This window comes from Rhodothermus bifroesti (assembly GCF_017908595.1).
Classification (GTDB): Bacteria; Bacteroidota; Rhodothermia; order Rhodothermales; family Rhodothermaceae; genus Rhodothermus; species Rhodothermus bifroesti.
On record NZ_JAGKTL010000005.1, the window covers coordinates 108,804 to 126,043 of the forward strand.

General features: G+C 54.9%; 16 protein-coding genes. 10 read left to right on the plus strand and 6 right to left on the minus strand.

The window, feature by feature from the left end; all coding sequences use genetic code 11:
- Nucleotides 1-3 precede the first annotated feature (3 nt).
- The 6 genes from cas7i (at nucleotide 4) to cas1b (ending at nucleotide 6,600) form a co-directional block, all read left to right on the plus strand.
- On the plus strand, nucleotides 4-1,071 hold the full coding sequence (gene cas7i / locus J8E65_RS11440) for a type I-B CRISPR-associated protein Cas7/Cst2/DevR (RefSeq protein ID WP_210376184.1): 1,068 nt from the start codon (nucleotides 4-6) through the stop codon (nucleotides 1,069-1,071).
- Nucleotides 1,071-1,781, plus strand: a complete 711-nt coding sequence (gene cas5, locus J8E65_RS11445) for a CRISPR-associated protein Cas5 (protein ID WP_210376186.1) — start codon at nucleotides 1,071-1,073, stop codon at nucleotides 1,779-1,781. The genes cas7i and cas5 overlap by 1 nt, the downstream gene beginning before the upstream one ends.
- Nucleotides 1,782-1,788: 7 nt before the next feature.
- Nucleotides 1,789-4,158 carry a CRISPR-associated helicase Cas3' gene (gene cas3, locus J8E65_RS11450; protein ID WP_210376188.1) on the plus strand — a complete coding sequence of 790 codons (2,370 nt, stop codon included), beginning with the start codon at nucleotides 1,789-1,791 and terminating at the stop codon, nucleotides 4,156-4,158.
- A gap of 51 nt (nucleotides 4,159-4,209) precedes the next feature.
- Nucleotides 4,210-4,752 (plus strand): CRISPR-associated protein Cas4, encoded by a 543-nt coding sequence (cas4, locus tag J8E65_RS11455; RefSeq protein ID WP_210376189.1) that lies wholly within the window; start codon nucleotides 4,210-4,212, stop codon nucleotides 4,750-4,752.
- A 192-nt stretch (nucleotides 4,753-4,944) separates the two neighbouring features.
- The gene (locus tag J8E65_RS11460) at nucleotides 4,945-5,511 is read left to right on the plus strand and encodes a ribonuclease H-like domain-containing protein (protein ID WP_237181980.1); all 567 of its coding nucleotides are present in this window, start codon (nucleotides 4,945-4,947) and stop codon (nucleotides 5,509-5,511) included.
- A gap of 6 nt (nucleotides 5,512-5,517) precedes the next feature.
- A complete protein-coding gene (cas1b, locus tag J8E65_RS11465; RefSeq protein ID WP_210376193.1) occupies nucleotides 5,518-6,600 on the plus strand; it encodes a type I-B CRISPR-associated endonuclease Cas1b in 1,083 nt (360 codons plus the stop codon).
- 100 nt (nucleotides 6,601-6,700) lie between these two features.
- Here the strand turns inward: cas1b and cas2 are convergent, their stop codons facing one another.
- The gene (gene cas2 / locus J8E65_RS11470) at nucleotides 6,701-6,967 is read right to left on the minus strand and encodes a CRISPR-associated endonuclease Cas2 (protein WP_210376194.1); all 267 of its coding nucleotides are present in this window, start codon (nucleotides 6,965-6,967) and stop codon (nucleotides 6,701-6,703) included.
- A 174-nt stretch (nucleotides 6,968-7,141) separates the two neighbouring features.
- On the opposite strand from cas2, the gene J8E65_RS11475 reads away from it, so the two are divergent.
- Nucleotides 7,142-7,501, plus strand: coding sequence for a sulfite exporter TauE/SafE family protein (locus J8E65_RS11475; RefSeq protein ID WP_210376196.1), 360 nt, complete (start codon nucleotides 7,142-7,144; stop codon nucleotides 7,499-7,501).
- A gap of 141 nt (nucleotides 7,502-7,642) precedes the next feature.
- Nucleotides 7,643-10,315: a beta-galactosidase GalB gene (gene galB / locus J8E65_RS11480; protein WP_237181981.1), complete on the plus strand. Its 2,673-nt coding sequence runs from the start codon at nucleotides 7,643-7,645 to the stop codon at nucleotides 10,313-10,315.
- Here galB and J8E65_RS11485 read toward each other — a convergent pair.
- The 5 genes from J8E65_RS11485 to J8E65_RS11505 form a co-directional block, all read right to left on the minus strand.
- Nucleotides 10,312-12,495 (minus strand): coiled-coil domain-containing protein, encoded by a 2,184-nt coding sequence (locus J8E65_RS11485; RefSeq protein ID WP_210376200.1) that lies wholly within the window; start codon nucleotides 12,493-12,495, stop codon nucleotides 10,312-10,314. The two genes, galB and J8E65_RS11485, sit on opposite strands and share 4 nt — an antisense overlap.
- Nucleotides 12,496-12,522: 27 nt before the next feature.
- Nucleotides 12,523-13,047, minus strand: coding sequence for a hypothetical protein (locus J8E65_RS11490; RefSeq protein ID WP_210376202.1), 525 nt, complete (start codon nucleotides 13,045-13,047; stop codon nucleotides 12,523-12,525).
- Nucleotides 13,048-13,141: 94 nt separating this feature from the next.
- Nucleotides 13,142-14,170 carry a DUF72 domain-containing protein gene (locus J8E65_RS11495; protein WP_210376203.1) on the minus strand — a complete coding sequence of 343 codons (1,029 nt, stop codon included), beginning with the start codon at nucleotides 14,168-14,170 and terminating at the stop codon, nucleotides 13,142-13,144.
- The gene (locus J8E65_RS11500; protein ID WP_210376205.1) at nucleotides 14,167-15,252 is read right to left on the minus strand and encodes a lysylphosphatidylglycerol synthase transmembrane domain-containing protein; all 1,086 of its coding nucleotides are present in this window, start codon (nucleotides 15,250-15,252) and stop codon (nucleotides 14,167-14,169) included. The genes J8E65_RS11495 and J8E65_RS11500 overlap by 4 nt, the downstream gene beginning before the upstream one ends.
- Before the next feature lie 11 nt (nucleotides 15,253-15,263).
- Complete coding sequence (locus J8E65_RS11505; protein WP_210376207.1) at nucleotides 15,264-15,797, minus strand: HIT family protein; 534 nt, start codon at nucleotides 15,795-15,797, stop codon at nucleotides 15,264-15,266.
- Between the two features lie 91 nt (nucleotides 15,798-15,888).
- Here J8E65_RS11505 and J8E65_RS11510 point away from each other — a divergent pair, with 91 nt between their 5' ends.
- Nucleotides 15,889-16,722: a PHP domain-containing protein gene (locus tag J8E65_RS11510; protein WP_210376209.1), complete on the plus strand. Its 834-nt coding sequence runs from the start codon at nucleotides 15,889-15,891 to the stop codon at nucleotides 16,720-16,722.
- 50 nt (nucleotides 16,723-16,772) lie between these two features.
- Complete coding sequence (gene ribH / locus J8E65_RS11515; protein ID WP_210376211.1) at nucleotides 16,773-17,240, plus strand: 6,7-dimethyl-8-ribityllumazine synthase; 468 nt, start codon at nucleotides 16,773-16,775, stop codon at nucleotides 17,238-17,240.

Below are 17,240 nucleotides of genomic sequence, written 5' to 3' on the forward strand. Positions count from 1 at the left end.
CATATGGCATTTATTAGTGGAATTCAGGTGCTGCATGCACCAGCTTCGGCGCTTAATAATGCGGGTACGCAACCAGGCCAAGCAGCAGAGAACGCTGTTATCGTAAAGGCTTTGCGTATAGGTGGGCGTGCCTATCCTTACGTTTCTGCTCAGGCCTATCGATACTGGGTCCGACGTACGCTTGAGACACTGCAGCCAGAAGGGTGGACGGTAGCGCCGATTTTTCGTGAAGCCAAAGTGGCCTATACGGATGCTAACCCAATCGAATATGCCGATGACGATGTCTTTGGCTACATGCGTGCCCCCGGAAAAAGTTCTAAAGCAGACGCTAGCCGGCAAGCTTTTGCTGAAAGCACCGAGACAAAAGAAGCGGTCACGCGCGTAGCGCCTTTTCGGGTTGGGACTTTAGTCGGGTTGAGTGATGGAGTAGTGCAGGATTTTGGCGTGATGAGTCGTCACGAAGGTGATCCAGTACCTTATGAACATCAGTTTTATCGAACATCACTCAAGGGCATGTTCTCTATAGATTTAGGCCGAATAGGGGTTTTTACTTACGAAAATCGTACGGGCTTTTTGAACCTGGATGAAGAGCGTCGCCGCTTGGCTGAAGCGCGTGGCCTAATCCACGATGCTGATGCAAAGACCTATCGGTTGGCGTTAACCGAACGACTGAAACGCGTGCAGGCTTTGCTTAAAGCTTTGCCTTTAGTAGAGGGTGGGGCGAAACAAGCATTACATTACACAGACACCAATCCGGTCGTTGTGGTGATGGCTGTGCTTCGTGGAGGGAATAATCCTTTCTACTACACCATTGATGGCGACCGGGAGGGGTTAGCCCGTCCAGTCCCAGGGGCTTTTCAGGAGGTGGCTAAGGTATGGGCCGACCAAATCTTGTCGCCGCTCTACATTGGATGGGTTGAGGGGTATGCTGCTGAAGGGCGTCGGCAGCTTGAAGAAGCACGGGCTACGTTTCAGCAGAGCTATCCTCATGGGGTGATTGTTGGACACCCGCGAGAGGTGTTTCGACAGCTTGCTCAAGACCTTTCCCAACATCCAGAATGGCTGGAATAATGGCTGATCGTTTGGAAGCAGTACGTGTAGAGCTGGAAGGGCCGGTTGCCTCGTTTCGGTACCCACATTTTCTTATCGGCCGGCAGCCAAGCTATCCTATGCCACCGCCTTCGACAATCTATGGACTAGTAAGTGCAGCGCTAGGATATTTCCCAGACCCGAAACACCTTGCTTTCGCCTACCGCTTTTACTGTGAGCGCGCACGTGTGGACGACCTGGAGACGATCTGGTTCGTTGAGCCCAATACAGCTACGCGGGGGGCAGCATCTCAAAAAAACTTAGAAGCGACAAGCAATGTGCTACCGCGTGAGTGGCTCGTGAGCATTCGCATGACGCTTTTCTTGGCAGGCAATGAGCTGGACGTGCTTGAAAAGGCTTTTCGCAGCCCGCATTACTTGCTCACGCTGGGTCGTTCCCAAGAGCTGGTCAGTATCCGACGTGTCGAGCGCGTTGTGCTTCATCCAGCACAGTCCGGACGCTTAGAGCCCGGTCTACTGCCGCTCAGTTTACGGGCACAGCTCCCAATGGCAATCGCTGTCTACATGCCGCGCTTTATTCCACCACGACATCGATGGCCTGTGCTTTGGGATTGGTTCCTCGTGCTGGATGTTCCGTTCCCTGTGCAAGCCACAAACGAAGTTTCATTCTGGACCGAAGACGTTGAGGCGGCAGAGCCCCGAATTTTGACTTTTCATCAGTTTAGGCTGTAGTGTGGCTATGAACGCCGAATCCCTTAAGGCCAAGAGTATCCGTGAGGGAGGCGAGTCATTACCTCAGCATACGCGCCAAGTGATTCGGCGGCTAGGTGAACTTAGGCATCGCATGCCCGATTTAGAGCAAAAAATTGAACTTCCTGGCTTGTGGAAGGCGCTTTTTGCTGCGGCTTGGATTCATGACTTTGGTAAAGCTGCACGCGGTTTTCAGGCAATGCTTAACGGTGGCCCAAAATGGAGTTATCGGCACGAAGTGCTTTCTTTAGCTTTTCTACCTTGGGTTTTAAAGCCAGATGATCCTGACTATCCACTTGCAGCAGCAGCTGTAGCAGCGCATCACCGGGATTATGAGGTACTGGCCCGACAGTATATTGAAGTGTTGCATCCCGAAGATGCCGGAATTGAAGCGCGGTGGGAAGAAATTGATGAAGAACGACTCAAAGCGCTGGCAGTATGGACAACGCAAGAGTGGCCTCAAACGATCACATCGGAAGGCCTAGATTTGCCACTGCCCTCAAAATTCGATTTGCTGGCCGACATACCCCGGTTGATTCAAGAAGGTCCAGACCGTATCCGTCAAGGACTGCGGGCTTATCAAGAGTATTATTGTAAACAATGGTGCCCCTCAGGCTTAGGACGACGGGCAGACCCTGTGCGTTGCCGCCAAGCCCTTTTTGTGCGTGGTCTTTTGCTGCAGGCCGATCGGCTAGCCAGCGCGCAGGCGCCTCCTCTGAGAACACCTGTACTGGATGGCTTGCAGCGCGCCATGCCCCAGAACCCCAAGGACTGGTACCCACATCAGCATCAAGCTGCAAAAACGCGAGGCTCATTGCTGTTGGCTGCGCCCACCGGAAGTGGTAAAACCGAAGCCGCACTTCTGTGGGCACATAGGCAGCTTCAAGAAGGACGTCGGGGGGTTGTATTTTATCTGCTGCCCTACCAAGCTAGCCTTAATGCAATGTATCAGCGCTTTGTGCAGCGATATGGATTGTGCCGCAACGATGTGGGACTTGTGCACAGTCGAGCTGTGCAGGCAATCTATCGAGAACTGGCACAGGAAAAATATGAGGCCAGAAAGGCCTATCAGAAAGCTATCTTCCGGAAAAACCTGGGGCGACTTCATCAGCAACCGGTACTTTTGGCCACCCCTTATCAACTCTTGCGTGCGGCTTTTCGGCTGCCTGGTTATGAAGGTCAGTGGGCCATGCTCCATGGGGCGCACTTGGTAGTCGATGAGGTGCATGGCTATGAACCGATACGCCTAGGTTTGTTACTTGGTCTTTTTGAGACGTTGCGTCAAAGGTTTGAGGTACGCTTAGCTGTAATGACCGCTACAATGCCTTCATGGCTGCGTACGTTGTTGGAAAAGGTACTTGAAGTACCACTTCTGCAGGCCGACGCTGCGCTTTACCATAGGTTCTGCCGCCATCGACTTTTTATCCGGGACGGTCGGCTTAATGATGAAGCCATACTTGCAGAAATCGCGCGACGCGTACGCGCTGGCGAGGCCGTGCTTGTGGTTACTAACTTGGTTGCTGCTGCGCAAGAAATCGCTGTTCGGCTGGCTGAACAGCTCCGGTTTCACTGGAAAGAGACTTGTGATCCAGAGCACGACCCTGTACTGCTGGTGCATAGCCGCTACACTGCCGAAGATCGGCTTCGACGGGAGAGGGCTTTACTGCAGCGTCTAGAAAAGCCGCGTCGAGAGGGCTTTGTCGTCGTGGCTACCCAGGTCGTCGAGGTTAGCCTGGATGTTGACTTCGATACGCTCTACACGGAACCTGCACCGCTTGAAGCTTTGGTGCAACGCTTCGGCCGCGTTAACCGCCGACGTCGCGAGCCGGAACGCCCAGTCTTTGTCACGGCTGAGCCTATTGATTGGAAATGGCCCTATCATCAAGAAACGCTCATGCGGCGCACCGTCGAGCACCTAACCGCATACCATGAAACCTTAATCGATGAAGCTAAGCTGACAAGCTGGCTAGACGAAGTGTATGCGCCCGAAATAAACCGCCTGTTGCAGGAAGTCAACCGAGGCCGCAGCTCCTTCAATGACGTAGCTGGACCGGAGCGTCTTGTGGCTTTCAAGTCAGATCCAAGCTTAGAGGATGAGTTCGACGCGCTTTTTGATGGCTATGAAGTGCTGCCCCGTCCACTTCAAGCAGCATTCCTGCAGCGCATCGAAGCTGGAGCCTTAGTTGAGGCCTACAGTCTTCTGGTCCCTGTGTCACGTGGACGTTTCCACGCTTGGCGTGAGCGCTCCGCACTCACGCGCTTGGAAGAACACCAGGTTTGGGTAGCCCATGCAGCTTATGATTCGTGCTGGGGATTAAGACCTGAAGCAGAGGAGGCTGCAGAAGTCTATATGCTCTAGCATATACCTACGAAACTTAACCAAGCAAGACAGACAATGCTTAGCACCGAAATGCATAAGCTTTGCGTCACCGGTACCCTAGTAAACTACTATGTGCTTTGTCGGCGCAGAGTGTGGCTTGCGGTGCATGGGCTTTGGATGGAGCATGAGTCAGAACTTGTGGCTTTGGGTCGGCTGCTTGACGAGACTAGTTATACCGACGAACTGCGCCATGTGAACGTAGAGGCAGAGGGGCCTGAAGGACTTCGTTTAGCAGGGCGCATTGACTGGGCTGAGCTGCGCGATGGTGTGCTGCACGAAACCAAACATAGCCCTAGGGCCCTGGAAGCCCACCGCTGGCAGCTCCGGTTTTATCTATGGCTACTCAAACTGCTTGGCGTGACTCGAACCGACGGCCAGCCATTTAGAGGTCAGCTGAACTTTCCCCGTCAGCGGCGCACCGAAAACATCATACTTGAACCAGAACACGAGACTCGTTTAAACGAAATCGTACAAGCAATTTACCAGACAGCCACCCAAGCCCTACCGCCGCCCCGTCTTGTCAACCGTCGCTTTTGCAAAAAATGTGCATACGAAGAGTTATGTTTTGGATGAGAGCGGTTTTTGGACCCTTGGGAATCCCCTATGTACAAATAGGAGCCAGAACGCAGAACTTTTTTGACCGCTAGCATGCACTACATTGCTTTAGATATAGAGACATGTCCGCTGCCTCTAGAGGGTTATTCAGCACAGCAGCAAGCCCGCCTAGCGCGGGAAATGCAATTTAGACGACAGCGCGAACCTGATATGCCTGAAGATATGCTCGCCCACTGGGCAGCCAGCTTGCACCCCCTTTTGAGCCGTATCGTCTGCATTTCTGTGCAGCGTGCTGAAAATGATCCTTTACAGCCTAACCCACCCCACTCCTACCTGGCTACGGAGCCCGCCGAGGAGCGGCGCATACTGCAGCAATTTTGGCAGGATCTGCAGCGCGTTGTGGAACGCGGCGAAAAAATCTGCTGGGTCACGTTCAACGGTAAACGATTCGATGTTCCCTTTTTACTGGCACGCACGTTACACCACGGCCTAAAACCCATCACTTGCGGCTTACTCGACGATTATCCCTATCGACAATATCCCCACTGCGATCTGTTCAATTTGTTTTCCGGGATCAACTGGGGATTAGAAGACTTGTGCGCGCTCTTGCACATTCCTAACCCTAAGGCGCATGGCGATGGTAGCCTGATAGCGCAAATCTTAGAAACGGAAGGGGTCGATGGGGTTCGGCGTTACTGCGAAGCCGATGTCAAGGCAACGCTGGCCTGCTTCGCGAAGCTGCTTCCACTGCTCCCCCCCGAATGTCAACCCCACTGAGCAGGGATGAAACGGCCGTATTATTTGTTTTCTAATGGGCGGCTACGCCGACGACAAAATACGCTCTTTTTCGAAAAAACCGCAGGCGAACGCGTTCCAGACGACCAAGATGAAAGCGGCGCCTCTTCGGGGACGCCTACGGGCGAGCGCATCCCTTTTCCTGTAGAACAGGTGGAAAGCCTCTATTTTTTTGGAGAGGTGGACTTAAATTCAAAGCTATTGACGTTTCTAGCACGACACGACATCCCCGCGCATTTCTATGATTACTACGGTAACTATACGGGAACCTATATCCCACGCGATTTTCTGCATAGTGGACGACTGCGCATCGAACAAGTATTGCATTACGTGCGGCCTAAAAGGCGCATCTACCTTGCTCGGGCGTTTGTCGAAGCTGCTACGTACAACTTGCTGCGCGTGCTGCGTTACTACCTGAACCGACTCGAAGGTGAGCGGCAGCAGCACGTCGCACAGGCTATAGAAATTGTGAAGGCAGAACGTGCAGGACTCCGCGAAACCCAAGAAGTCGCCCAACTTATGGGCATCGAAGGGCGCTGCCGCGATGCCTACTATCAAGCTTGGCCCGCAATCTTGCAGGATGGACCTGGAGAAGCTTTTACCTTCACGCGACGCGAGCGGCGGCCGCCTACCAATGAACTCAACGCACTAATCAGCTTCGGCAACAGTTTATGCTATACCACGACCATCCGTCAGATTCATCGCACAGCACTCGACCCGACGATTTCATATTTGCATGAACCTGGATTCCGACGGTTTTCGCTGGCTTTGGATTTATCGGAGATTTTTAAGCCGCTTCTGGTAGACCGAACAATTTTCCGACTGGTTAAAACTGGACAGATTACGCGAAAACATTTTGAGCCGCATCTGGGAGGAATATACATGAATGAGGAAGGACGCAAGATTTTTGTGCAGCAATGGGATGAACGCCTGCGACAAACGGTGTACCACCGCCAGCTCGAACGACATGTAAGCTATGAGCGCTTAATCCGTCTGGAATGCTACAAGCTTATCCGACACCTGCTCGATCCTAAGCAAGAGCCTTATCGCGGATGGCATATGTGGTGGTAAGGCAAAACCACGCCCTTTTGCAAGGACGTGGCACCTCGGCTGACAGCATGACACGAAGTGCACTTGAGCTTGGCACCCGGATGTTTGCCCTAAACAAACCTTAAAGCAGCCGATTGAGGTGGCCTTGCTCTGTACCTAGGACAACGCGTTGGCTATAGCGGGCGTCACGGAGTTCGTAAAAAATGACCACGTCTTCATCAGGGTTGATAAGCTTTTGCACCTCGTATCGAAGACGATGGAATTGGGCCTCAGTAAGCTCCCCTTCAAAAACAGAGCGCTGAACCCAGGTCAAATAGCGCCGAAAGAGTTTCAGCACTTTGGCCACCCGGCGAACATTGGCATCGTAAACAGCAATGTAATACGGCATAGCAATCAGGCTTCTTCAAGAGCTGTTTTAATCGCACTTGCTAGAGCTTTAAAAAGCACACGTGCTGCAATCAAAAAATTTTTGCACCAACAAGGCCACTTCTCCTATCCCTGAAGCGTTCACAAAAATAAAGCCGATAAACGATTCCCGATAAATCCAAAACCATGGGTTGTGATGAACTACGTACTTGTTCTCTTGATTGGCGTTGCCGCAGGATTGCTTTCTGGCATGTTTGGCATCGGCGGCGGAATCGTCATTGTACCTATGCTGATGTACCTGCTTCACTGCTCTTCGCACGAAGCCGTCGGGACTTCTCTAGCAGCTTTGCTGTTACCCGTCGGCCTTTTAGGCGCAATCCAGTATTACCGTAGCGGCTATATCATCATCCCCTTCGCTGCGCTCATTGCCCTGGGCCTTTTCCTGGGTGCCTACCTAGGCGCAAAATTTTCCATCTCGCTACAAGACACCGTGCTCGAGCGCCTCTTCGGCGGATTGCTCATTGCCGTAGGCCTGTGGATTGTGTTTCATAAATAACACCGTCTTTGGGGCTTGATTTGCTACCATAAGGGGTGTTTGATGCCTGAGATTTGAATCGGTTTTTGTATGACAAAAACGTATATTCCATAAGTCTTGTTTTTAAAACTTTTCAAGGGTTGCGCTATGAGGTTAGCCGGCATGTTGGGTGTTGCTTTGGGGCTGCACCTTACGATAGGGGTTGGGGCTCAACCCTCAACGCTGCGTGAACAGGTGCTTTTTAACGAAGGCTGGCGCTTTTTTAAGTACCCTTCCATCCAAGAAGCGGATGGTTTGGTTTACGATGTGCTTCCAGCCTACCGCACGGGCGAGGACAAAAGCATCCCGCAGCGGCCGCTCACCATCCTGAAGCCCTGGATTTTGCCTACGGGGAACGCTTTTGTGCGCAATGCTGCCCGCCACTATGTACGCCCTCCAGGCGATCCGGGCAGTGATTTCCCCTTCGTGCAGCTCGATTTTGACGACAGTGCTTGGGAGCCTGTAACGCTACCCCACGATTGGGCCATTAAGGGTCCTTTCTTTACCGGACCCAACCCAGAGGTTGGGGGCGGCATGGGCCGGCTGCCTAGCCCAGGCGTTGGCTGGTATCGGAAGCGATTTTACCTGCCTGCTTCCGATAGTGGGAAGGTGATTTTTCTCCAAATAGACGGCGCTATGGCCTATGCGGTCGTCTGGCTTAACGGCCACCTGGTAGGAGGCTGGCCTTACGGCTACGCCTCCTGGCAACTCGACCTAACTCCACATGTCCGATGGGGTGCTGAAAACCTGCTCGCCATCCGCTTAGATAACCCCCCGCATTCCTCACGATGGTACCCAGGGGGCGGACTGTACCGCAACGTTTGGCTCTTAAAAGTACATCCCGTACATGTGGCCCAATGGGGCACCTTCATTACAACACCTCAGGTCTCCAAAGACTCGGCTACTGTAGTGCTGCGCGTTCATATCCGCAACCAAAGCAACCAGGTAGCAGACCTTACGGTAACGACGCAGCTCTTTATGCTCGATAGGGAAGGCCATCGAATCGAACCTGCAGTGGCTACGTTTGCTCCCATACGCACGCGCGTGCCGGCCAAAGGGAGCACGGAGGTCGAAGCCCAGCTTACACTGGCCCATCCCAAACTCTGGGGACCACCTCCTAGGCAAACCCCTAACCGATACGTGGCGGTTACAACGCTCTGGCAAGGCCAGCAAGCCCTTGATCAGTATGAGACGCGCTTTGGCATTCGTGCACTCCGCTTTGATCCGGACGCTGGGCTTTATGTTAACGGCGAGCGCATCGAAATTAAAGGGGTTAACCTGCACCACGACCTAGGTGCGCTTGGTGCGGCCTTTAACGTGCGCGCTGCTGAACGCCAGCTTGAGCTGCTCCGAGAAATGGGCGCTAATGCCATTCGTACCGCCCACAATCCCCCAGCCCCAGAGCTCCTTGAGCTCACCGACCGTATGGGCTTTCTGGTGCTTAATGAAATTTTTGACGTTTGGGAAATGAAAAAGATGCCTTTTGACTTTCATCTCATCTTTCCGGATTGGCACGAGCAAGACTTGCGGGCTTTTATCCGGCGCGACCGCAATCACCCCTCGGTCATCCTTTGGAGCGTCGGCAATGAAGTGGGCGAGCAAGGGTCTGGAGACGAAGGTGCTGCGCTTGCCCGACGGCTTTATCAGATCGCTAAGGAAGAAGATCCTACGCGACCCGTGACGGCTGCCCTGAATGCAGCACGCCCGAATACACCCATTGCAGCCGTATGGGACGTGATCTGCTTGAACTATCAGGGGGAAGGCATTCGCGATCTGCCCCCTTATGCTGGCCTCCAAGGCATCACCACGCCGCCACTCTACGCCGCCTTCCGCATACGCTTCCCCGATAAAATGGTGCTGAGCTGCGAAAACGCCGCTGCCGTAAGTAGCCGGGGTACCTATCTTTTTCCAGTCACAGATGCCCTGAGCGCACCGGTTAAAGATGGCCTGGGCGGAGATCCAGAAAAGGGCTATGTCAGCGCCTATGAGCTCTACACCGCAGATTTTGGTGCCTCGGTCGATAAGGTATTCGCCGTGCGCGACCTGCATCCTTTTGTAGCAGGGGGATTTGTGTGGAGCGGCTGGGATTACCTTGGCGAGCCTACACCTTACTACAGCGCACGCAGCTCCTATTTCGGCATCATCGATCTAGCTGGGTTCAAAAAGGATCGGTTTTATTTGTATCAGAGCCGCTGGCGGTCGGAGCTTCCTATGGTGCATATTTTGCCCCATTGGAACTGGCCGGAGCGCATTGGCCAAGTAACGCCCGTGCATGTGTTCACCTCAGGCGATGAAGTCGAGCTGTTCCTCAATGGCCGTTCGCTGGGACGCAAACGCAAAGAACCTTACACCTACCGCTTGCGCTGGGATGAGGTACGCTACGAGCCTGGTGAGCTGCGAGCTGTGGCCTACCGACAGGGTAAAAAATGGGCAGAAAGCGTTGTAAAAACAACGGGTGCGCCGCTGCGCCTTGAAGCTTCGGTCGATCGGTCACGTATTCGTGCTGATGGGAAGGACCTGGCTTTTGTCACTGTGCGGATTGTAGATGCTGAAGGGCTGACCGTGCCGCGCGCTGATCACGCGGTGCGCTTTAGCCTTGAAGGCCCCGGCGAGATCGTCGCCACAGATAACGGAGACCCAACGGATTTTACACCTTTTCCTGCACGAGAGCGCAAGGCGTTTCATGGCTTGCTACTTGCCATAGTGCGTGCTCAGGCACCCGGTCGCTTAACCCTGCGTGCTACAGCACCTGGCCTTCAGGCAGCGGAACTTACGATCGTTGCCGAAGGAGACTAAAGCACGAAGCGATAGCCGAGCTGCAGCCGGTTGAAGGAGAAAAAGTTCATGCTTACATATTCGACAAAGAGAATCCCTGGTCCGTAGGCACGTTCAGCCCCCAGAATCAAGTTCCATGTGGTTTGGATACCCGCTACGTCGCGTGGCGGGTTGCTAAAAGCCAGCAAGCCTAGCCCCAAGCCAAGGTACGGATCGGCCTCAGGCGCCAGTCCACCTAAAACAGGCAGCGCGGGCAATGCCGGAAGGAGAGTGGTCGCGTTCACGTTCAGGTTATAGCCGCTGGTACCGCCGGCAAAACTGAGCACAGCTTCAGGCCAGAGGCGAAGGCGGCCGCCAAGCAATGCGCCGTAGTCGCCACGCACACCGATCAAAAATTGTTGTGGTGCGCCTAGGGCGTTAACGCCTGCAACGAAGCCGATCCCCTGCCAGCCCAGTTGACGCGTGGCGGTGCTTGGCTGCGCACGTAAGGTAACCGTGGTGTCGGTGCGCAGCTGAATCGTACTTGGACGGCTTTGCGTTAGGAGAGCTTCCAGGCGTGCTAGGCGCTGTTCTAGACGGATGAGCTCCTGACGGTCGCGTTCCAGGGCATCTAAGCGAGCCATGAGCCGCTGCTCTAAAAGGGCTAGTTCAGATGAGCTTGGGCTCGGGGCTGGCTGCGCGGCGCCACCCGCAAGGGTGAGTGCCGAAGTCCCCGGGCCGTAGCGAACGTACAGTTCGCCTTGCTCAGGTGCTGGAAGTGTGATCATTGGGCGAGCAGGCGTCTGCACGGCGGGCGCACTTGCCGTGAGCATTTGCGCCCGCAACTGCTCACGTTCTAAGCGCAATCGGCTGGCCAGAAGCGAATCGCCTGCAGCTTCAGCACGGGCAATCTCCGTGGTCAGGGCAGCTTCGCGTAGGGCAAGCAAGCGCAGCTGAGCTTGCTGCTCGGGCGTTTCAGAGGGAGCAGGTATGGTGCCTTCTGCCCGTAGCGGGATTGGTTCTTGACGGGGCGTGCGCGATTGCAAGAACGCGAGCCTTCCTGGCCGGAAGCGAAAACCTACGGTGTAAAGCGTGCTGCCATAGACCCGTGACGGTGCCGTGCGGTTGTCGATGCCGTCGTGGGTCATAAACAGACTGCTGACGCCTGCCTGAAGCTCGAGCGCTTCGATCAGCCAAACCTGAACACCAATGCCAGCAGTGGCAAACACCTGATCGTCGGGTCTGCTGCCGCCTCGCCCGCGATAGCCCTGAAGCACGTTGAGATATCCGCCCCCAAAGGACAAATAAGGCGAAAGCACAGCGTCCGTCAACGATAAATGAAGGTCAGCACCATAGGCTTCAAGAGGTTCGATGCCCGTAAGACGATCGGAATCCAGCGCACGCCAGTAAAACCCCCGCACATTCACGGTTGGCCCCAGCGCCAACCCAATGTACACCCCGCCTATACGTTGCGTGCTAGGAAAGTCAAATGCTTGGTTAAAGCGCAGTTGGCCGATAAAAGGATCGATCACCGGCCGCCAGTTTGCAGGATGCGAAGAGAAGAGTCCTTGCGCAACGTCTGAGGTAGTCCCGCCCATATAGAGGCGCACTCCAGCGCGGCCCATCCAGTTCGTTACCAGCACTTGGCGGAAGTTGGCCGGTTGCAGTCCAGCTTGATTTAAGTCCTCTCCTCGTAGAAACGTAGCGCCTGGATTGTAGCGGTAAGCTAAGTTTTCAATTTGTGCGAAAATGGCATAGCGCGAGGCTGCGCTAAACATCAATCCACCACCGCCCGTCAAATATAGACTTTCGCTGGTGCGCAACCCCCCTTCTGGTCGAAAACGTAGCAGTCCAGCTCCTCCCGTAAGGTAAGGGACAACAGGCCCTGGCAGTAGATTAACCTGTAGGGCCATCCCCAAGCGTTCTGTGCGGATGGAGCGCTGAGGCAATTGCTGCAAGCGTGGCGCCAGGGATGCGCTGGCCCCACCCAAGCGATCCCAGCGGCTTTCGTAGGTGCCTAGCAGTCCCAGCAGCTTGAGCTCAACGTAGCGTCCTAGGCCAAGCCCTACGGTTCCCCCCAGCGCATAATGATCCCGCAGTCCGGCATTAGGCGCAAAGCGACTGTACTCTACGGAAGGAGATAGCGTAAAACTCAAACTACCCACCTGGGCATAGCCGGAAACAGCTTGCGAAAGACACAAAAAGAGAACGATTCTTTTCATAAGGCAACGTGCATGCGTGACTTTCTTTTATGGCGTAGTAAGACGCTGCACTAGGCGCAGCTGCAGGGTGCCTTGAACAGGAGGAACGCCGCGATAACGATGAGAAAAAGCAGCAAGGTCTACGGTCTTGCGGATGCGGGCTTCTAGCACACCTTCGACCTCAGTACGATTGAGCGTCAGTGGTGAATCGAGCAAAAGGGAGGTAAGCTGGGCCTCTGAGCCTGCATAGGCCTTTAGCGTAATGCGGCGTTGGGTGACCTCAAACGTGCCAGCGATCAGCGACTCTGTCCCTCGGCGAAACTGATAACTCAGCACGAACTGTCCGCTGGCGGTCAAGCGCAGGTTGGTGTTTTCTGTAATGAGCGTATCGAGCACGTTGGCCGGGGCAATAGCCGCTGCATCGGGAATAAAAATGAACGTGGTAAAGTCATACGTGCCGGCTACATCCGAAGGGAGTACTGCAACGGGATTGTCTTTCTGGCAACTGGACAATAACCAAAAGGTACTCAGCGACAAAATAAGCGTACGGCATGTGTAAGTCAGGTATTGCATAGGTCACTTGGGGTTTAGGTGTAGGACAAGATACGATTTAATGGAAACTGCTAGATCAGGAAATAGCCTGCAGCTTTGTTACGGTATAGTTATTCTAGAAGGTTTGGAGGACGCTCCGGGCAATCGTGCGGGCTAGCTCGGGCGCATTGCCCCAGGCTCGGTTATTTGCAATAACGTTTACGATGGCACCTTCTTTAGCCGCTGCCTGGACTAGAAAAGTCACATCGCGGACCATAGCTTCTGCCTGAGGGGTTTCGGCAAGCTCGGCTACAGGACGGTTGAAGGGATAGGCAAGGGCGTAGGCCTCGGCGTACGTCATGCGTAGGGGTGTAAGCAGCCGCACCACGGCATTTCGGTCGGCTGCTGTAAAGTGCTCGCCGCAGAGCTTCCACTGCCGATGCAAAGGTGGCAGCCACGTCCAGTGGCTGAAGACAAAGCCTAAGCCGCGTTCGGCCAGCCAATGGAAGTAGGCTGGCGTCCAGAGGTGTGGCGAACGCAACTCCAGGTGCGCTTGCACCTTAGGGTGCAAGGCATCAAAAAAAGCGTCTAAGGCAGCCAGGTGGGCTTGCGGTTTGGGGCTTTCCGAAACGCGTCGGTATTCTTGTTCAAAGATGACTCCTAGTAGCCGGCTGCCCAGCACTTCGCATGCGGGTTCAAGAAATTGGCGGGAGCAAGCCTGGGCATCGAGGTAATGGGGATTGGGTTCGTAGCGAATACGTCCGCTGCGGTTGCGGCGCAGCGTGGCGGCAAAGAATTGTTGGGGAGCCTTCAGTAGGAAACGGGCTTCGGCAGGGGCGTGCGTGGCGTACTGGTTCAGCGTAAACAGGGAAGCTGTCGGTCTGCCATCGGGTTCGCGCAACGGTCGGTAGAAGGTGAAATCCAGTTCAAGCACGTCGAAGTGGGCGAAGTAGTCACGTACCGAGGCTACTGGTAGCACGCGTTCTTCAAAACGATCATCTTCGAGCTGTCGCGTGCGGGCTTTGACCTCACGGGCGTAATGCTCAGGATAAATCTGGCCGATCCAGCCCGCGTAGCGGTCGCTAGCTGTCCCCAAGCGCAGGTTTGGGTGCACGTTGCGCAGGTCAAACGCTGCCAAACGTGCTTCCAAGGCAGTAGCGTTCATGGGTGTTCTGCAGTTTCTGGCATCTGCATGCGGTGGGCGCGGCGTTGCCGCAGGCTGCGTTGCATGTGTCGACCGGTAAGCCACAGGCCTAAGGCAATAAACAGGTAGTAGCTCATCAGGCGCCAGAGCAGCAGCGTTGGGGCTACAAGGTGCTGGGGAATGAGGGGGCCGATAAACAGCACATATAGGGCTTCAATGCCACCTGCACCTCCTGGTGTAGGTAGTAAGACGCCGCCTAAGGTCATTGCCAGCGTGCGCAGAAAGACCAAGGTGGCATTGACTTCCGGATGTACGGCCCATACCAAAAAAAGAAGCAGCAGGTGGCGGCTAACCCAGGCGGCCAGCGTTAGCGTAAATCCTTTGAGGAAGAAGCTGAGGGGTTGCGTACGAATTTGGCGTGTGCGCGCCTGCAGGCTGAGCAGTTCTTCAACGACACGTTCCCGAAAGCGTCGTAGCCGTTGAAAGCGCAGCAGACCGCGCATCAGGCGGCTAAGCAGCTCAGGACGGAAGAACGTGGTGTAGGCAAAAAAGGCAATCCATACCAGAATCAGCGCTAAGTAGAGGACGAAAGAGCCTTGGCCTACTTTACCGAGAGCTGCAGGTAGCACAGGCCAAAAAGGCAAGGCCAAAAGCACAATGACAACGGTTAGGGCGAAAAAGAGCTGGTCAAGCAGAATGGAAAATAGCAAAATTGCGGTTGCTTCACCCAGGGGCAAGCGCTGGTCGCGCGCGACAAACAGGGCAGCAAAAGGACCTCCGCCAATAGCCGATGGTGTTACGTTGGAAGAAAAATCCCATACCAGCTGGCAGCGTGCTGCAGCACGCAGGCTTAAGTGTTGGTGTGAGACGTAATGCAATCGCCAGGCCCCAAACAGAATGCGCAGGCCCAGCATGGCGATGCCCAGGGTAAGCAGCCAAGGATTAATTTCCCGAAGCGCCTCAAGGAACGCATTCCACTCAAATGTAAAATAGCCCACTACCCCCAATACCAACAGGCTGAGCAGCATTGAACCTAGCAAGCGGGATTGCCAGGATGTTTTGGGGTGGCTGTTGGGGGTGACCGGTGGGCGCGCGTAGGGCATGTTGGGCAGGGTTAGGGCGCAGGGGAAGTGTGATCGCTAACTTCAAGTGCAGCGATGGCCGCTCGCAGCTTACGGTACGTATCGCGTAAAGCTTCGGGGATAACCTTCGTTTCGGCTATTGTTGGCATAAAATTCGTGTCTCCTTCCCATCGAGGTACAATATGCAGATGCACGTGGTCGGGGATACCAGCACCTGCTACTTTTCCAAGGTTCATCCCTACGTTGAATCCATCAGGTTTGAGGGCATACTTGAGCCAGCGTAGGCATCGGGCTATGGTTTGGGCCAACTCGCACTGTTCTTCGGCGGTCAGCGCTTCATAATCGGCTACCTGCCGATAGGGTACGATCATCAGGTGGCCGTTGTTATAGGGGTAGAGGTTCATGATGACGAAAACGTGCTTGCCGCGCCAGAGGATCAGGTTGTCTTCGTCTTGCTGCGCAGCAGCCAAGCGAGCAAAAAGGGACGGCTCTCCCGCTCGGCTCAGCGGCTCCTGCACCACGCGCTCAATATGCTGCGAGCGCCAAGGGCTCCATAGCTGCTTCATGAGCCTATGCAGATCGGGTTTGGTTTAAGGCCAGTTCCTAAAACTAAAAGGGAATTGGCACGTTGCAAAGAGGTACTTATAGAAAACAGATATGTTTGATCTGCGTCGTGCCGATTTGCACCTGCACACGTCCTGCTCAGACGGGCGCCTTGCGCCAGGTCTGCTAGTGCAGAAAGCTCGGGGGGCTGGATTGTTTGCGCTTGCGATTACCGATCACGATACGATTGAGGGGATTGCGCTGGCTGAGCAGGCTGCTCGGAGGTGGGGCATGGAAATCGTTCCAGGTGTGGAGCTGAGTGCTACGGTTGAGGGCGACGAAGTGCATCTGCTGGGCTACTTCTTCGATCCCGTGCATCCGGCCTTGCACGCAGCGCTTGCCGCTTACCGGCAGGCCCGCCTAGAGCGTTTGCAGATGATGCTCGACCGCTTGCGTGCCGAAGGCGTCAGGCTCACGCCTGAGCAGGTTGTAGCAGCTGCTGGAGATGGGGTGCCGGGACGTCCGCATGTGGCGCGAGCTTTGGTCGCTGCCGGCTATGCCGCAAATTACACCGAAGCTTTTCAGCGCTACCTACTGCCGAACGCACCGGGCTACGTACCCAAGCCTGCTTGGGAGGCAGCCGAAGCTATTGCCGTATTGCACGAAGCCGGTGGGATCGCCGTGCTGGCCCATCCCGGTGAGCGGTTGCGCGACCGGGTGTTTCGCCAGTTGCTTGAAGCCGGAATCGACGGCATCGAAGTCATCCATCCGATGCACGGCCCGCACCTGGTGCAGCACTACCGGCAAGTAGCACGCGACTTTGGATTGCTGGAAACTGGTGGATCGGATTATCACGGGCACCGGCCCGAAGACGATGCCTTGCTGGGCACTTATAGCATCCCTTACCCGCGGCTGCTTGAGCTGCGTCGGTGCGCAGCTCAAAGGTAAGTTCGTTTTTGTATTTTGGAGCATTCCATAGAGCGTCAACTGCTTAACCTATGCCGGTTTTTGTTGAAGGAAGTTATCGCCCCGACGCAGTCCGACTGGCCATTGTGGTCAGTCGCTTTAACCACTTTATTACCGAACGCCTACTGGAAGGGGCGTTGGATATGCTGGCCCGTCAGGGTGTAGATACCGATCAGGTAACCGTCGTGCGCTGCCCCGGCGCCTTTGAAATGCCCTTGGTTGCGCAAAAGCTTGCACGTTCGGGTCGCTACGACGCAATCATTTGCCTGGGTGCAGTTATTCGAGGGGAAACCAGCCACTTTGAGTATGTGGCGGGCAATGCAGCTCAGGGCATTGCCCGGGCTATGCTGGAAACAGAGGTGCCTGTAGTTTTTGGCGTGCTCACTACGGATACCATCGAGCAAGCTATTGAGCGCGCAGGAACGAAGGCAGGAAACAAAGGGGCTGAGGCGGCGCTGACTGCGCTGGAGATGATCGACCTGCTGCGCAAGCTGGGCTAA

Bases quoted from the DNA above. Each gene is read 5' to 3' on its own strand.
- cas3 (WP_210376188.1), top strand. From the start codon at position 1,789: ATGAACGCCGAATCCCTTAAGGCCAAGAGTATCCGTGAGGGAGGCGAG.
- J8E65_RS11485 (WP_210376200.1), bottom strand. From the start codon at position 12,495: ATGAAAAGAATCGTTCTCTTTTTGTGTCTTTCGCAAGCTGTTTCCGGC.
- J8E65_RS11490 (WP_210376202.1), bottom strand. From the start codon at position 13,047: ATGCAATACCTGACTTACACATGCCGTACGCTTATTTTGTCGCTGAGT.
- ribH (WP_210376211.1), top strand. From the start codon at position 16,773: ATGCCGGTTTTTGTTGAAGGAAGTTATCGCCCCGACGCAGTCCGACTG.
- cas7i (WP_210376184.1), top strand. From the start codon at position 4: ATGGCATTTATTAGTGGAATTCAGGTGCTGCATGCACCAGCTTCGGCG.
- J8E65_RS11500 (WP_210376205.1), bottom strand. From the start codon at position 15,252: ATGCCCTACGCGCGCCCACCGGTCACCCCCAACAGCCACCCCAAAACA.
- J8E65_RS11495 (WP_210376203.1), bottom strand. From the start codon at position 14,170: ATGAACGCTACTGCCTTGGAAGCACGTTTGGCAGCGTTTGACCTGCGC.
- J8E65_RS11460 (WP_237181980.1), top strand. From the start codon at position 4,945: ATGCCTGAAGATATGCTCGCCCACTGGGCAGCCAGCTTGCACCCCCTT.
- J8E65_RS11505 (WP_210376207.1), bottom strand. From the start codon at position 15,797: ATGAAGCAGCTATGGAGCCCTTGGCGCTCGCAGCATATTGAGCGCGTG.
- cas4 (WP_210376189.1), top strand. From the start codon at position 4,210: ATGCATAAGCTTTGCGTCACCGGTACCCTAGTAAACTACTATGTGCTT.
- J8E65_RS11510 (WP_210376209.1), top strand. From the start codon at position 15,889: ATGTTTGATCTGCGTCGTGCCGATTTGCACCTGCACACGTCCTGCTCA.
- J8E65_RS11475 (WP_210376196.1), top strand. From the start codon at position 7,142: ATGAACTACGTACTTGTTCTCTTGATTGGCGTTGCCGCAGGATTGCTT.
- cas2 (WP_210376194.1), bottom strand. From the start codon at position 6,967: ATGCCGTATTACATTGCTGTTTACGATGCCAATGTTCGCCGGGTGGCC.
- galB (WP_237181981.1), top strand. From the start codon at position 7,643: ATGTTGGGTGTTGCTTTGGGGCTGCACCTTACGATAGGGGTTGGGGCT.
- cas5 (WP_210376186.1), top strand. From the start codon at position 1,071: ATGGCTGATCGTTTGGAAGCAGTACGTGTAGAGCTGGAAGGGCCGGTT.
- cas1b (WP_210376193.1), top strand. From the start codon at position 5,518: ATGAAACGGCCGTATTATTTGTTTTCTAATGGGCGGCTACGCCGACGA.